The organism is Actinoplanes sp. CA-051413 (assembly GCF_050955795.1).
Lineage (GTDB): Bacteria > Actinomycetota > Actinomycetes > Mycobacteriales > Micromonosporaceae > Actinoplanes.
Genome location: NZ_CP192100.1, coordinates 6,268,266 through 6,283,414 on the forward strand (window position 1 = coordinate 6,268,266; position 15,149 = coordinate 6,283,414).

General features: G+C 69.9%; 12 protein-coding genes and 1 pseudogene. 6 read left to right on the top strand and 7 right to left on the bottom strand.

Going from position 1 to position 15,149, the window contains the following annotated elements; genetic code table 11:
* Positions 1-14: 14 nt before the first annotated feature.
* Both ACQP2Y_RS29555 and ACQP2Y_RS29560 read right to left on the bottom strand, forming a co-directional pair.
* Positions 15-770, bottom strand: a complete 756-nt coding sequence (locus ACQP2Y_RS29555; RefSeq protein ID WP_360833396.1) for a L,D-transpeptidase family protein — start codon at positions 768-770, stop codon at positions 15-17.
* Positions 771-905: 135 nt separating this feature from the next.
* Entirely contained in the window at positions 906-1,823 is a 918-nt protein-coding gene (locus tag ACQP2Y_RS29560) for a CAP domain-containing protein (protein ID WP_433718370.1), read from the bottom strand.
* 289 nt (positions 1,824-2,112) lie between these two features.
* On the opposite strand from ACQP2Y_RS29560, the gene ACQP2Y_RS29565 reads away from it, so the two are divergent.
* Positions 2,113-4,065 (top strand): acyltransferase family protein, encoded by a 1,953-nt coding sequence (locus tag ACQP2Y_RS29565; RefSeq protein ID WP_433718371.1) that lies wholly within the window; start codon positions 2,113-2,115, stop codon positions 4,063-4,065.
* Positions 4,066-4,269: 204 nt separating this feature from the next.
* Here the strand turns inward: ACQP2Y_RS29565 and ACQP2Y_RS29570 are convergent, their stop codons facing one another.
* The 5 genes from ACQP2Y_RS29570 to ACQP2Y_RS29590 all read right to left on the bottom strand — a co-directional run bounded on the left by ACQP2Y_RS29570 (position 4,270) and on the right by ACQP2Y_RS29590 (position 10,541).
* Positions 4,270-5,208, bottom strand: a complete 939-nt coding sequence (locus tag ACQP2Y_RS29570) for a M64 family metallopeptidase (protein ID WP_433718372.1) — start codon at positions 5,206-5,208, stop codon at positions 4,270-4,272.
* Positions 5,209-5,293: 85 nt separating this feature from the next.
* Positions 5,294-5,944 (bottom strand): response regulator, encoded by a 651-nt coding sequence (locus ACQP2Y_RS29575; RefSeq protein ID WP_433718373.1) that lies wholly within the window; start codon positions 5,942-5,944, stop codon positions 5,294-5,296.
* A 67-nt stretch (positions 5,945-6,011) separates the two neighbouring features.
* Positions 6,012-7,328 carry a sensor histidine kinase gene (locus ACQP2Y_RS29580; RefSeq protein ID WP_433718374.1) on the bottom strand — a complete coding sequence of 439 codons (1,317 nt, stop codon included), beginning with the start codon at positions 7,326-7,328 and terminating at the stop codon, positions 6,012-6,014.
* A gap of 20 nt (positions 7,329-7,348) precedes the next feature.
* Positions 7,349-9,808, bottom strand: coding sequence for an ABC transporter permease (locus ACQP2Y_RS29585; protein WP_433718375.1), 2,460 nt, complete (start codon positions 9,806-9,808; stop codon positions 7,349-7,351).
* 1 nt (position 9,809) lies between these two features.
* Positions 9,810-10,541 (bottom strand): ABC transporter ATP-binding protein, encoded by a 732-nt coding sequence (locus ACQP2Y_RS29590; RefSeq protein WP_433718376.1) that lies wholly within the window; start codon positions 10,539-10,541, stop codon positions 9,810-9,812.
* A 336-nt stretch (positions 10,542-10,877) separates the two neighbouring features.
* On the opposite strand from ACQP2Y_RS29590, the gene ACQP2Y_RS29595 reads away from it, so the two are divergent.
* The 5 genes and pseudogenes from ACQP2Y_RS29595 to ACQP2Y_RS29615 all read left to right on the top strand — a co-directional run.
* A complete protein-coding gene (locus ACQP2Y_RS29595; protein WP_360543635.1) occupies positions 10,878-11,351 on the top strand; it encodes a chemotaxis protein CheW in 474 nt (157 codons plus the stop codon).
* Entirely contained in the window at positions 11,348-12,748 is a 1,401-nt protein-coding gene (locus ACQP2Y_RS29600; protein ID WP_433718377.1) for a CheR family methyltransferase, read from the top strand. The genes ACQP2Y_RS29595 and ACQP2Y_RS29600 overlap by 4 nt, the downstream gene beginning before the upstream one ends.
* Entirely contained in the window at positions 12,745-13,284 is a 540-nt protein-coding gene (locus ACQP2Y_RS29605) for a chemotaxis protein CheW (RefSeq protein WP_433718378.1), read from the top strand. Before ACQP2Y_RS29600 ends, ACQP2Y_RS29605 begins: the two co-directional genes overlap by 4 nt.
* Positions 13,285-13,289: 5 nt before the next feature.
* Positions 13,290-14,756: a methyl-accepting chemotaxis protein gene (locus ACQP2Y_RS29610; RefSeq protein ID WP_433718380.1), complete on the top strand. Its 1,467-nt coding sequence runs from the start codon at positions 13,290-13,292 to the stop codon at positions 14,754-14,756.
* Positions 14,756-14,980 (top strand): annotated as a pseudogene (locus ACQP2Y_RS29615) (Hpt domain-containing protein); the annotation flags it as partial. The gene ACQP2Y_RS29610 and the pseudogene ACQP2Y_RS29615, both read left to right, overlap by 1 nt.
* Positions 14,981-15,149 lie beyond the last annotated feature (169 nt).

Sequence of the window (15,149 nt, forward strand, 5' to 3'; positions counted from 1 at the left end):
GCTTGCCTACCTGATCAGGTGCCCGACCGACGGCCGATGACCTTGACCGTCATGCCGATCTTGCCGATCTTGTAGTACTTCTTGGCGTCCGCCGGCAGCAGGTTGACGCAGCCGTGCGAGCCCCGCCACGCATCGTGGATGTACGTGGTCGTCTGGTGGAAGCCCCGGCCGCCGATGAAGCGCTGCCAGTACGGCAGCCACACCTCGTACGGGTCGGACCATTCCTTCTTGGTGCGCTTGTTGATCTTGAAGGAGCCCGACGGCGTGCGGTACCCCTTCATGCCGGTCCGGGTGACCGTCGGCTTGGCGTAGACCTTGCCGTTCTTCATCACCCAGGTCGTCTGGTTCGTCAGGTCCACGCAGAACGTGTAGCCCGACTTCTTGGCCTTGCACTTCGACGTCTTCGTGGCGGCGAGCCGCTTGGCCACTCCGTACGTCGTCGGCCCGGCCAGGCCGGCGGCCGGCTTGATGCCGAAGCGGACCTGGAACTTCTTGATCGCGGCGCAGTCCTTGGCCGACTGCTTGCCGTCGACCGAGACCGTGCCGTAGCCGCCGATCTTCTTGAGGTAACCCTCGACCTGCTTCTGGTACTTGCCCGTCGAGCACGAAGCCGCGGCGGCCTTCGTGACGACGACGGCGGTAATCGGTGTGGCGCTGACCGTCCGGGTCGCGGCGCCGGCCGCGCCCGGGGACAGCACCACAGCGCCGAGCCCACCGCCGACCGCCACCGCCAGCACGGCGGTCGCGAGGCGTGCGGAAACCCGCTGCACTCCCAAAATCGTCCTCCCCAGGAGATGTGTCCGCACATCGAAGCACATCCGTGCACCTGGGAAGGTCCGCCGACCGACTGTGGCATCAATCCGGGACGTCAAACACAGGGGTCGTCGCTCAACGCTTTCTCACGGTCACTGCGGGGTCGCGAAGTCCTGCACCCAGTACGGCGTACGGTCGGCACTGAAGGCCAGCCCGACGCCCACCTCACGCAGACCACAGTCCATGATGTTCTCGCGGTGCTCAGGGCTCTTCATCCAGCCGTCGACGACCTCGGCGACGCTGTCCTGGCCGCGGGCGATGTTCTCGCCGTAACGCGACCACTGGTAGCCGGCGTCCTCGACCCGGTCACCGGCCCGCTGCCCGCGCGAGTCCTCGTGCGCGAAGTAGCCGCGCCGCGCCATCTCGGCGGCGTGCCGGTTCGCCGCCACGATCAGCCGCCGGTCGACGGTGAGCTTGTCGCAGCCGCCACGCCGCCGGTTCTCGTTGACCAGCGTCAACGCCTGCTGCTGGACGCTGCCGCCGGGGTCGGTGGAGAGGGCCTGGCTGGTGGTCACGTCCCGCTGGGCGGCCGAGAAGGCGTTCGGCTTGCCACCGCGGGTGGGCTTGTCGGCCGCCGGCTTCTCGTCGGCCCGGTCGTCGGCCTTGACATCGGGCTTGGCCGCCGCCGGGGCGCCGGCAGGCGGCCGGGTCGCCGCATCCGCAGCCGGGCGGGCAGCTGTGGTCGCAGCGCCGGGCGCGGCCGGCTGGTCCGCCGCCGGCTTCGCCGGATCGACAACACCCCCGGGCCGGGCGGGGGCATGAGCGCCGGAGGTGGGCGTCAGCTGACCGGCGGGAGCAGCCGGATCCCCGGGTACGGCGGGCAGCCCGGCAGTCGCGGGCACGCCACCGTCGGCCGGAAGTTGCGGGATGGCCGGCAGGTCGGGCAGAACCATCGACGGCGCCGCCGGCGTGGCCGGAGTCTCCTCCGCACCCGCGGTGGTGGCCACCATGATCCCGCCGGCCAGCACCGCCGAGACCGCGGCGGTCACTACGACAGCAGGCTTGCGCATCCCGTGTGTCTCCCTTTGCCTCGTGCGCCGCGCCTGTGCACGCCGCCTCCGAGGTGGACCAACGCCGGCACCACCCAACGGTGACTACCGCAAGTTTCGGCCAGTTCTCCCCCACAACCCGGCGACAGGCGTCCTGACCTGGCCTTTCGCGGCTCCGGACAGATCACCGGCGACGCACAATCGCACTGACAATCTGGACACTTCACCCCTTCGGGGTAACCCGCCCGGGCGTACTTGTGGACCGCTCCGGAGGTGCTGGAAGGGAGGTGGGCATCGCTAGCGTGCTCCGGTGCGCAACCGCTATCTGGACCTGCTCCGCGCCGCCGCCATCGTCCGGGTGATCGTCTACCACCTGTTCGGCTGGCCGTGGCTGTCGATCCTGCTGCCCGCGATGGGCATCATGTTCGCCCTGGCCGGATCACTGACGGCAGCCTCCCTGGACCGGCGCTCGGCGGGCTCGGTGATCACCTCGCGCCTGCGCCGGCTGCTGCCGCCACTGTGGCTGCTGGCGGTGATCGCGGTGCCGGCGATGCTGTACCTGGGCTGGACCGACGAGGACGGCGGGGACGAACCGCTGAGCTGGAAACTCGGCCTGTGGCTGCTGCCGATCGGAGACCCGCCGGGCAGCGAGAAGGGCATCGACGTCTGGGAGCCGCTCTGGTACATCCGGGCGTACCTGTGGTTCGTGGTGCTGTCGCCGTTGCTGTACCTGGCATACAAGAAGATCGGCTGGGCCGCGGTGGCGGCGCCGATCGTGCTGATCGCGGTCCTCGACAAGACGGACTTCTCGCTGCCGTTCGGGCGGGCGGACGCGGCTATGTGGGATTTCGCGACCTACGGCGCGTGCTGGATCGCCGGCTTCGCGCATCACGACGGCCGGCTGGCCCGGATCCGCCCTGGCCTGGTGGTCGCGGCCTCGGCGGTCATGGGGTTGGCGGCGTTGTACTGGCTGCGGGGGCACGCTTCGGAGTCGGGCTGGGACCTCAACGAGGTGTCGGAGTCGCAGGCGTTGTGGTCGCTGGCTTTCGTTCTGCTGGCGTTGCGGTGGCAGCCGGACATGTCGTGGCTCGAGCGTCGGCCGCGGGTGGACGGGGCGGTCAATCTGTTGAACGCGCGGGCGGTGACGATCTATCTGTGGCACAACATTGCGATCGCGGCTATCTGGCCGGTTCTGACGGTGCTGGCGCTGGATGATCTTGGGGAGTTGGACGGGCCTACGGATCTTGTTGCTTCGCTGGGGTTGACGTTGTTGGCGGTGGTGGCGTTCGGGTGGGTTGAGGATTTGGCGGCTCGGCGACGGCCTCGGTTGTGGCCTGTGGGGGGTGGGCGCCGGGGGGCTGCTGGGGGTGGGCTGGGGTCTGGGGCCGGGGCTGGGCTGGCGTCTTCGTCTGAGGTGGCGTCCGGGTCCGGGTCCGGGGCTGGGCTCGGCTCGCGGTCCGGGTCCGGGTCTCAGGAGCGGCCTGGGTCTGGGCTGGGATCTGGGTCTGGTTCCGGGCTGGCGTCTTCGTCTGAGCTCGCGACCGGGTCCGGGCTTGAAGCGGGCTCGCGGTCCGGGTCCGGGCTTGAGCCGGGCTCGCGGACCGAGTCCGGGTTGGACCAGCGGTCTCGGTCTGAGCTGGGGTCTGGGTCTGGGCTCAGGTCCGAATCCGGGCTGGAGTCCGGGTCTGGGCTGGAGTCCGAGTTTGGGCTGGGGTCCGGGTATGGGTCTGTCGTTTCGGATTCGGAGTTCGCTTCGCAGCCTACGGGTGATCTTTCTATGCCGGGCCAGGCCGGTTCGGGGTTGTCGGTTACTCGTCCTGCTTCTGGGTTCGGCGGCGGTGAGGTGCCGTGGGGGTCGGCCGGAGCCGCACCTGTCGTGGTGGGTGACGCGGGGTTCGGGTCTCGGCGGCGAGAGTCCGTGGCCGAATTCCCTGAGGCCGAGGTGTCATTCGGGTTGCCGGAGGTTGGGCGCGGATTCGGTGACCGGGAGGAGATTGCGGACGCCGGGCGGCATGCCGCCGTGTCTTCTGCGATAGCTCCCCCTCGTTCTCCTTCTCCTCCCCCTTCTGTCGCTAGGCCAACTCCCCCAGGTACCGACCTGACTTCCCCAGGTGCCTCGCCAACTTCTCCTGTTGCCGGGCCGACGCCGCCGGGGCCTTCTGCGGCAGGGCCTTCTGCGCCGGCGCAGGCGCGGAGGCACGGCGACGATGACCATGCGCCGGCCGGCTCGTGGTTCGGCGGGGAGCACGACGAACCGAAGTGAGGCAGTGCGTGCGGGCGGGCCTGCTCTCCCAGGCCCGCCCGCGCCCCACTCGCCCGCTGCCGCTCACACCCTCGTCCCGCTCTGCTCGCCCACTGCCGCTCACACCGTCGACGCGTCCTGCTCGCCCACCGCCGCTGACACCCGCGCAACGGCTTGGATCGGCCGCCATTTAGCCGCCCAAGACCTGTCACCAGGCCAGCCCGGTCAGCCGGTCTTGGCGAGGATCGCGGCGGTCAGCTGGTCGATCCCGATCAGGTTGAACTCGTTGCCCAGTGATCGCATCATCGAGTTCTCGCTCGGCCTGTACACGCCTCGGTCGTAGTAGGCGGCGCCCTCGAAGGTGCCGATCACGCCGCCGTCCGGGGTGGGTTTGCCCAGGTAGCTGAACCATTTGAGCCGCTGGGCGCGCATCGTCGCCTCGTTGGCCACCGAGGTGTTGGGCTCGCCCGGTTCGCCGCCGGGGTAGACGGTCGGGTCGCCGCCGTACTCGTCGGCCAGGCCACCGATCGAATGGCCCAGTTCGTGCACCACAATGTCGCCGGACAGCGCGTTGCCGCCGCTGGACACCGTCACGCTGCCGCCCGAGCCGCCGTAGGTGGTGCTGTTGACCAGGATGAGTGCCTGGTCGGCGCCCGGCGCCAGTTGGGCGTACTGCTCGGCCACCGTTTCGTCGACGCAGACCAGCCGGTCCAGGCCTCCGCACCAGAACTCGCCGTCGAGGGCGGTGTCCTTCTCGATGCCGAGGGTCGGATCGTTGTCCGATCCGGACTGGGCCGAGATCGCGTTGACCTGCCACACGTTGAAGCTGTTCTTCAGCGTCCGGAACGGCTCCACCGCACTGAGCTGGGCCCAGCGGGCGAGGACCTGGCTGTGGAACAACTCCTGCTCCGCGGCGGTGTAGCCGTCACCGACGAAGACGAGGTCGTAGCGGCTACCCGGCGCGCCGGTCTGCTGGATTGTCACCACCTCGGCCGTGACGTCGACAGACTTGTCGGTCCGCGGGAGATCGGCCACCCGGACGTTCTCCTTCCGGATCGAGCCGTTCGGCGCGAACACCTCCCGCACTTCCGTCCTGGTGTCCGCGGACGCCGGCAGCTGCACCAGCCCGTAGATCACCGCGGTCATCGCGACGGCTGCCGCCACCAAAGCCGCCCTTCGGCTTCGCACTCGTATCACGGGCGCCTCCTCGATCTCGGCAATGGAGGAACCAGGCTACATCTACCTTTATCTATGCTTTGGGTCGGACCAGACCGCTTTCGTAGGCGAGCACCACCGCCTGTACGCGGTCCCGCAGCTCGAGCTTCCCGAGAATCCGGCCGACGTGGGTTTTCACGGTGGTCTCGGCGACGTGCAACCGCTCAGCGATATCGGCGTTCGACCGGCCCTGAGCGACCAGCAGAAACACCTCGCGTTCACGCTCGGTGAGGGTCGCCAGCCGCTTGGCGGAGCTGTGCACCGCCGGGACCGCGGGCACCAGTTGCCCGGCGAAGCGATCGAGCAGCCGTCGGGTGACCCGGGGCGCAACAATGGCATCGCCGGCGGCGATGGACCGGATCGCCGAGAGCAGCTCGGCGGGCGGAGCGTTCTTGAGCAGGAAGCCACCGGCCCCGGCCTGCAGCGCCGCGAAGGCGTTCTCGTCGGTGTCGAACGTGGTGAGCGCGAGCACCCGGGCTCGGTTTCCCGACGCCACCAGCTCCTCGGTGGCGGCGACGCCGTCCATGACGGGCATCCAGATGTCCATCACCACGACGTCCGCGTCGACGTCCCGCAGCACCCGCAGTGCCTCGGCCCCGTCGGCGGCCTCACCGACGACCTCCATGTCGTCCTGCGCGGACAGAATCGACCGGAAACCGCGCCGGACGAGCTCCTGGTCGTCCACGACGACAACTCTGATCACCCGCCACCGCCCCGGGCACTGGCTGCGCCGTTCACCGTGTCGCCCCCGTTCATGCCGTGCTCTTTGCCGTCATCGTTCCACTCGACGTCCGTGGGATGGTCGCCACCACGCGCCAACCGCCATCCTCTCGCGGCCCGGCCTCCAAGGTGCCACCGTGCAGGGCGGCCCGTTCCCGCATCCCGGCCAGGCCGTGACCCGGCCGAGCCGTGACCGCCGTCGTGACTTGTTGCTTCCCCCCTCCGTCGTCGCTCACCTCGACACGCATGAACTTCGGCGTGAAGGCGAGACGCAGGGTCACCGCGGAGTCGGATCCGGCGTGCCGCAGGGTGTTGGTCAGGGACTCCTGGATGATCCGGTACGCCGCAATCTCCTGCGCCCGGCTGAGGCGACCCGGCGCGCCCGTGGTCTCGCGCACCACGTGCAGGCCGGACCGTGCCACAAGTCCGTCGATCTCCCTGAGCCCGATCGCTCTGCGCTCTGTCCCGTCGCCATTCGCGCGGTCCGCCTCGGCCAGTAGACCGTCGAATGCGGCGCCAGGACCTGCGCCATGTTGCCGTCGTTCCAACCTTCGAGCCACGGCAGCCCAGGATCGATCACTCGAATGCACTACGGGCTCGACCACTGCTTCGGGTGCCGGCAGCGACGCGCCACGTAACAGCTGGATCACCCGGCCCATGTCGTCGAGCGCTTCGCGGCCGGTCGAGGCGATCGTCTCCAAGGCTTCGCGGGCGGGCGTCTCGGATCCTTCGAGCGTGAAGCCGGCGGCATCGGCCTGGACGATCATCACGCTGAGGCTGTGCGCCACGACGTCGTGGATCTCCCGGGCGATGGCTGCCCGTTCTTCGGCAACGGCGAGCAGGGCCAGGTGGTCGCGCTCCCGTTCGAGGGTGGCGGCACGTTCCTCGAGCGTCTGCACGTACAGCCGCCGGGTGCGTACCCCGTAGGCGGTAACCCATGTCGCCACCGTCACCGCGCCCACGACCCAGAACACCACCCAGAAGTTGCCGGAACGGTTGTTCTCCACGAGCGCGGCGACCAGTACTGCGACGCCCGCACCGGCTCCGGCGACCACTCCCCAGCGGAGCTCGGGCCTGTACAGCACCGCGGCGTACATGGCGATCAGAACAGCGACGTCGAACATCCGCACGTAGCTGCTCATCAACAGGTGCAGCGGCGCCAGCAGATAGACCACGGTCACCACGAGCATCGGCAGGTGCCGCCGCCAGATCAGCGCGAGCGCCATGGCCAGGCCGCAGATCTTGATGGGCCACGGCAGGCGGTACTCGAAGAGGGTCAGGGCAGCGACGAGCCCCGCCACGGCTCCGTCGAACAGCCAGGGTCGGATCCACGCGCCGATGCGCCACACGACCACCACGATAGAAGGCCTCATGCGTCCGCCATGGCGCCGACGACAGAAGCCCGGGCCGCTCGGCGTGAGGGCAGCACCGCCGCACCGGCTCCGGCCACTGCTGCGATGATCACGAAGCTCAGGAGCTGCCCGCCCGGAACGGTCAGCAGCGCGTCGGTGGGACCGAAGGCCGCCTCCGACGCCAGCCAGCCGTAGAGCACACCGAACGCCACTCCGACGACGGCGCCGGCTGACGCCATCAGCAGGGCCTCGACGAGCAGGGTCGCGCGCAGCTGACCCCGGGTCAGACCGAGCGCGCGGACGAGAGCCGACTCCCTGGTGCGTTCCAGGACGGAGAGGGACAGCGTGTTGGTGATGCCGACCAAGGCGATGACCAGCGCGAAGCCCAGCAGGACCGCGATGATTCCGAGGATCTGGCGGATCGCAGCACCGCGTTCGGCACGGACCGAAGCGAGGTCGTCGACCTGCACCAGCGGATGCGCGGCCAGGGCGGCATCGATGCGTTGCCGTGCTGCTGAGGTGTCGATACCGGGTGCCGACCGGACCAGGATCAGACTGTCGTCCCGCTGCGACGGGTAGAGCGCCGCGAAGTCGCTGGGCCACAGAATCACGTCGCCGACAAGGCTGGAGGCCTCCACCAGCGCGGCGATGCGCACCGTCTGCTTGCGCCCTGCGGCCGAAACCGGCAGCTCGTCACCGACCTTGCCCTGGCCCGTCGCCACGAGCGCTGAGCCGGGTCCGAAGTCAGCCAGCCGTCCGACTGTCACCTCGGGCCGGTACGCCGTACCGATCGCCGCGCTGTCCAAACCGGCGACTGTCACCGTGTCGCCGGCTACCCGCCCGTCAGCCTGTTTGACCGCCGCGACAAGGTCGAACGTCCGGTCACCGGTGAGGCCCGCACCGACCGCCGGCGAGATGCCCCGCTGGCCTTCGGCCGGAGTGAGCAGATAGTCGACCGGGTACGCCTCGTTGAGCTGAGCCTCCGCCGTGCGGTCCACGGTGGCGGCGATGGTGCTGCCGCCGGCCATCAGTCCCACACCGACAAGCAACGCGGCAGTGGTGGCAGCCGTACGGCCGGGGTTGCGCCGAGCGTTGGCGACCGCCAGCCGTGCGGGCACCCCGAACAGACGACTAGGCAGCCACCCCAGCGCGGCGACGAGCCTGCCGATGACGAGAGGCGAGATCAGCAGCAAGGCCAGGAAGTTGCCGATGCCGCCGGCCACCACCAGGATCATCGCCGCTTCGGGCTGGTCCAGTCGCAGCCCCGCCACCGTCGTCAGCGTGCCGGCCAGCGCCACCAGAGCCGCGGCGACGATCAGCATGCGCCGCGATCTGCCGGTAGCGGGCACCACCATTCGCAAGGCGGCGACCGGCGGGACGCGGGTTGCCCGGGCCGCGGGCACCACAGCGGAGACCATGGTCACGAGCGGCCCGAGAAGGAGTGACACGAGCAGAGGGTAGGGCGTGAGAACGAGGCCGCCGGCCGGCAGCCGGACCCCCAGCGCCGCCGAGCCCTCCAGCAGCCCCCACGCGACCGCGTATCCGAGCAGGATGCCCAGCATCGCACCGGCGGTGCCCACCAGAGCGGAGTCGGCGAGCAGAGAACGCAGGATCTGACCCCGCCGCGCGCCGACACAGCGCAGCAACGCCGTCTCCCGTTGCCGCTGGGCGACGAGGATTCCGAACGTGTTCGCGATGACGAATCCGGCCACCAGCACCGCCACTGCGGCGAACAGGTACAAGCCGATCGCCAATCCGTTGATCTGCGCGAACGCTTGCTGGGCGAGATCGTGGCGGAACTGATCGCCGGTGCGGGCCGACGCCGCGGCCGGCACCGGCAGGCGATCGCGAACCGCTTCCGGATCGACTCCGGCTCTGACGGTGGCCACCACGTTCCGGTAGCCGGTGGCGTCGGTGAGCCGAGTGAGGGCGGCACGGGTGACCACGGTGGTGGAAACGTCGCCGGTGATCGCGACGATGCCGACGATGCGCAGTGTGCGGCGCTGCTCCGAGGCGTCCAGAACAGTGGCGGAGTCACCGATCCGGTAGCCCGTGGTTTCCGCTGTCTTGCTGTCTATCGCCGCCTCACCGTCGGAGGCGGGCAGGGATCCCTCAGTGAGGTCGTACGACCGCAGGGCCGGGTCGTCACCGACGTCGATGCCGTAGCCCGGAGTGCCGAAGGTCGCTACGAGGCGGCCGTTGCGGTCGAGCAGCGGCAGCCGCTCCCGCATGCGACCGGTGGCCGACGCGACGCCGTCCGTGCGGCGCACGGCATCCAGATCGGCCGGGGTGAGCCGGCCGCCCGACGCGGCGGAGACCACCACGTCGACGTTGCGTGCCGCCCGGGCGAACTGGTCGACCAGGGCACTCTTGGCGCTGTCACTGAAGATCATCGTGCCGGCCACGAACGCGACGGCGAGCACGATCGCCAACCCGGTCGGCACCAGGCGGCGCGGGCGTAATCCGGTCCGCCGCACGTCAGGCCCCCAGCCGCTGGAGTCGGTCGGCGACACCGTCCGGGGTGGGCGCCCGGAGGTCGTCGACGATGCGCCCGTCCGCCAGCACGACGACACGGTCCGCGTATCCGGCGGCCATCGGGTCGTGGGTCACCATCACGACGGTCTGACCCCATTCCCGGACACTGCGCCGCAACAGATCGAGTACACCGGCGCCGGTCCGGGTGTCCAGGCTGCCGGTCGGCTCGTCAGCGAACACCACGTCCGGACGGCTCATCAGCGCCCGCGCACAGGCGACCCGCTGCTGCTGGCCGCCGGAGAGCTGGGCCGGGTAGTGGTGCAGCCGGTCGGCGAGACCGAGATCGGCCGCGACCTGCGCGAGGCGCTGACGCTCCGGGCGACGCCCGGCGAGCTCGCCGGGCAGCAGGATGTTCTGCTCGGCGGTGAGCGTCGGCAGCAGATTGAACGCCTGGAAGACGAACCCGATGCGGTCGCGGCGGAGCACCGTGAGGTCGCGGTCGGCCAGGCCGGTCAGCTCGACGCCGCCGATCAGGATCGAGCCGGACGTCGCGGCGTCGAGACCCGCCAACAGGTGCATCAGGGTGGACTTGCCGGAGCCGGACGGGCCCACGATCGCGGTGAACTGCCCCGCGGGGAACGTGACGCTCACCCGGTCGACGGCTGTCACCGCTGTCTCGCCCTCGCCGTACACCTTGACGAGCTCGTCCGCCCGCACGGCGTGCGTGGTGGTCATCTCGGCCTCCTGTTCCTGTGGTCGGAGGCGAATCTATGGATGAACGGGCATCGGCCGCGTCGTCATCAGGAACGGTCTTGGCGTACTCCTCAAGGAGGACACGAGCGCGGCGCGTCCTCCTGAAGTCCACGACGGGATCGTCGCGCGGACGGACGACACGGGATGCGTACGAGTCGAAGCTGAGCGGGTGCAGTTGCCACGGCCGGCTGCCGGATGGTCCGTCGTCCGGCTGTCCCGAAGTGACATATGTGCCGCACGGGACCCAGCAGACTGAAACATTCTCGCTAATGAGGGAGAAATGACCGCTAGCCTGAGCGAATGGTGCAGCCCGGACAAATGGCGCCACCTGCAGAGGAGCCTGCGGGGGACAGCTCGCTCGTCTTCCGAGCCGGGCCGCTGCTCTGCGCCCTTCGCCTCGACGAGGTCATCGAAACCATGCGGCCCCTGGCCACCCATCCCCTCGCCGGCACTCCCGCGTTCGTGAAGGGCATCTGCATCATGCGGGGCATCCCCACCCTGGTGATCGACGTGGCCCGGCTGCTCGGCGGGGCCGACGCCGAGGTGTCGCGCTTCGTCGCGGTGCGGACCGAGCGTGGCCCGGTGGCGTTCGCGACCGGTGAGATCCATGGCGTGCGGCCGGTCAGCACCGGCACCGAAGGGCGCCATGAGGCTCTGCTCGGGGACGCGCCCGCCCGTCTCATCGCCGCCGTCGGCACGATCGACGCCGCGCCGGTGCTGCTGTTGCAGAGCATGCGGCTCGTACCCGATGAGGTCTGGGCTGCCGCAGCCTCCCTGGCGGTGACCTCATGAGCGCTTCCGCCGAGGTCACGATGTTCCGAGGCCTGCTCGCCACGAAGCTCGGCTGGACGTTCGACGACAACGACACCTCCCAGCTGGCTGAGGTGCTCGGAAAGCGGTCGGAGACGCACGGACTCAGCCGCTCCCGATATCTGGGCCGGCTGGCCCGGGAGGACTGGGACGACGAGCTGACGACGCTGGCCGAGGACCTGACGATCAACGAGACCTATTTCTATCGCCACGGTGAGCAGTTCCGGGTCCTCGCCGAGGTGGCGCTGCCCGAACGGATCGAGGCCCGCTCGACCCAGCGGGTGCTGCGGATGTTGTCGGTGGGCTGCTCCTCCGGCGAAGAGGCGTACACGATGGCGATCGTGGCGCGCGAGACGCAGCCCGGCCCGGACTGGATCATCTCGGTGCAGGGGCTGGACGCGAATCCCGCCGTGCTCCACCGGGCCAGGACCGGCCGGTATTCGGCCTGGTCGCTACGCGAGACCCCGGACGCGGTGCGGCAACGCTACTTCCACGCGAACGACGGCGATTTCGAGCTGGACGCCGGCATCCGCTCGGCGGTGCGCTTCCAGCAATACAACGTCGCGACGGACGACGAGGTGCTGTGGCGCCCGGATCAGTACGACGTGGTGTTCTGCCGGAACCTGCTGATGTATCTGACCCCGCAGGTGCAGGAGTCCCTGATCCAGCGGATGACCAGAGCGCTGTCGCCGGGCGGATACCTGTTCCTCGGGCACACCGACTCGCTCGGCAGCCGTCCGGACGGGCTCGAACCGCAGCACACGCACCACACGTTCTACTACCGTCGGCTGCAGCGCTCGGTTTCCTCCGCCGGCGCAGTGCCGGCCTTCGCCGCGCCGGCTCGCGGTCACGTACCCGTGCCGCCCGGACCGGTCGAGTCCAGCGTCCATGACCGTGCGATGCGGCTGCTGCTGGACGAGCGCTTCACCGAGGCGCTGCGGCTGATCGAGGCCGAGCCGACAGACGGGCGCGCTCCGCGTGACGTCCTGCTGCACGGCGTTCTCCTGGCCCACGCCGGCCGCCTCGAAGAAGCCGAGATGCTGTGCCGGCGACTGCTCGACGTCGACGGGCTCTACGCCGACGCCCACCACCAGCTCGCGGTGTGCCTCGAGGGCGGGGCTGCCGTGGATGTGGCGATCGGGCACTACCGGCTCGCCGCGTACCTGGATCCGGACTTCGCCATGCCCCGCCTGCGGCTCGGCCTGCTCGCCCGGCGCCGGGGCGAGAACCGGATCGCCATGCCCGAGCTGGACCGGGCGCTGGGCCTGCTCCGGCGGGAACGCGACGAGCGGATCGCACTGTTCGGCGGCGGCTTCGGCCGGATCGCCCTGACCACGCTCTGCCGTGCGGAGCTCGACGCGTGCGGGGCGTACCGATGAGCCCCAGCGACGTGAAGAACCGCCTCGCCGAGTTGCGCGACGACTTCGATCGGTCCTTCACCGAGCCGGCGCGCCAGCACGACGCCGAGTACGCCGAGCTGCTGGCCGTCCGAGCCGGCGGCCGCCCGTACGCGTTGCGCCTCTCGCAGGCCTCCGGGGTGCACTCCGACCGCCCGGTCACGCCGTTGCCCGGACCGCAGGCGGCGCTGCTGGGCGTCGCCGGATTCAGTGGCGCGATCGTGCCCGTCTACGACCTGGCGTCATTGCTGGGGCATCCCGTGCCGGACCGTCCGCGCTGGCTCGTGGTCGCCGCGGGGGCTCCACCGCTCGCGCTGGCGTTCCACGATCTCGACGGTCACGTCCGGGTGCCGACCTCGATCATCGTCGACGAGGCCGACGGCAACACCGGACGCGACGTGTTGCGCGGCATGGTCCCACTGCCGGGCGGCATCCGGCCGATCGTGGACCTGCTGTCGGCCCGCGCGGTCGTCCATCAGCTGACCGGACACACCACGTACAACACCGAGGAGCGGTGACGGGCATGGCCAAACGTACATTCGGCAACAAGCTCGGGCTCGGATTCGGGCTCACCGTGGCCCTGACCCTGATCATGGGCGCGTCCTCGGTGGCCGCGCTGTCCATCGTCGTGGACGCGAAGGACGACGCGATCCGGGAAGCCGTCGAGGATCTGGTCAGCGCCGAGCACCTGACGACCAAGGCGGAGAGCCGGATCAGCGACTATCGGGCGTACCTGCTGAACGGCAACGAGGAATATCTGAACCTCACCACGCAGGACCGGGAGGAGTTCCTGGGGCTGGTGGTGCAGTTGCGCGGCACGCTCACCGATCGCGCCGCGATCTCCCTGCTGGAAGCCGTCGCCACCGCCGAGGCGCAGCATGCGGCGGTCCTGCTTCCGGTCATCGAGAAGCGCAAGACGATCACGAACCTGCAGAACATCAGCCAGCTCAACGCCACCGAGGTCGGGCCGGCCCGCAAAGCACTGCAGGAATCGATCTCTGCCCTGACGGCGAAGGTCCGCGCCGACGTGGAGACCGCCCGGCGCGACTCGTCGGCCCGAGCCACCCAGGGCATCGTCCTGATCATCGTGCTCGGCCTGCTCGCAATGGCCTGCGGTGCCTACATCGCCTGGCGTCTCAATCGCGACCTGCGTCGGGAGGTCGGCGCCGCTGTCGGGCACATCCAGAGTTCGTCGGCCGAGCTCGAGGCGGCGGCCGCCCAGCAAGCGACCGGCGGGCGCGACCAGGCGAGCGCGATGAGCGAGATCACCACAACGATCAGCGAACTGCTGATCACGTCGCGGCAGATCGCGGAGAGCGCCCAGCGGGTGTCGAAGATCGCGGAGGACACGGCTGACGCTGCGCAGACCGGCGACGCCACGATCGACCAGACCCGGGCCTCGATCTCCGCCATCCGTTCCCAGGTGGACCAGATCGTGCAGCACATGCTGGCGTTGGGTGAGAAGTCCCAGCAGATCGGCGGCGTCGTCGACCTGGTGTCCGAACTCGCCGAGCAGACCAACATCCTGGCCATCAACGCGACCATCGAGGCCAGCGGCGCCGGCGAGTGGGGGCGGCGGTTCGCCGTGGTGGCCGAGGAGATCCGCAAACTCGCGGACCGTACCGCCGGGTCGGCCAAGGAGATCCGCGCGCTGATCGACGACGTCCGCGGGGCGGTCAACACCACGGTGATGGCCACGGAAATCGGCGCCAAGAGCGTGGATGCGGGTTCGCGGCAGTTCGACGACGCCACCAGTTCGTTCCGGCGCATCGCCCAGCTCGTAGCGACGACCAACGACGCCACCCGCGAGATCGAACTGTCGACGAAGCAGCAGACCACGGCGGTCGAGCAGGTCAACGTGGCCGCCTCCGACACCGCGCGGGTGACCCGGGAGACGGAGGCGAGTGCCGTGCAGACGAAACAGACCGCCGCGCACCTGTCGAGTCTCTCCGGCGACCTGCTCGACCTGGTCGGCACCGGTCGGCGCTGATGAGCCAGGATCCGCTGCGGTACTTCCGGGTCGAGGCCCGCGAACTGATCGACCAGATCAGCGCGGGCGTGCTCGACCTGGACCAGCAGCCCGGGCCGGACCTGGTCGCGCGTCTGCTGCGCTTCGCGCACACCCTGAAGGGCGCCGCCCGGGTGGTACGCCAGCAGGAGATCGCCGACCGGGCGCACGCCTTCGAGGAAGTGCTCGTGCCGCACCGCAGCGCCGGCCAGCCACTGCCCGCGGACCAGATGCGGGAGTTGTTGCGCCTCAACGACGAGATCGAGGAACGGGTCGCCGCGCTCGAGCCGCAGCGACCGCAGGCGCAGCCACCCTTGCGGTTCCCGCCGGGAATGACGCCGGGGGGAGCGAGCCCCTCCCCCGGCCTGCGGGCTC

Excerpts from the sequence above, each read along its gene's own strand:
- ACQP2Y_RS29560 (WP_433718370.1), bottom strand. The coding sequence starts at position 1,823 with ATGCGCAAGCCTGCTGTCGTAGTGACCGCCGCGGTCTCGGCGGTGCTG.
- ACQP2Y_RS29605 (WP_433718378.1), top strand. The coding sequence starts at position 12,745 with ATGAGCCCCAGCGACGTGAAGAACCGCCTCGCCGAGTTGCGCGACGAC.
- ACQP2Y_RS29610 (WP_433718380.1), top strand. The coding sequence starts at position 13,290 with ATGGCCAAACGTACATTCGGCAACAAGCTCGGGCTCGGATTCGGGCTC.
- ACQP2Y_RS29590 (WP_433718376.1), bottom strand. The coding sequence starts at position 10,541 with ATGACCACCACGCACGCCGTGCGGGCGGACGAGCTCGTCAAGGTGTAC.
- ACQP2Y_RS29595 (WP_360543635.1), top strand. The coding sequence starts at position 10,878 with ATGGCGCCACCTGCAGAGGAGCCTGCGGGGGACAGCTCGCTCGTCTTC.
- ACQP2Y_RS29600 (WP_433718377.1), top strand. The coding sequence starts at position 11,348 with ATGAGCGCTTCCGCCGAGGTCACGATGTTCCGAGGCCTGCTCGCCACG.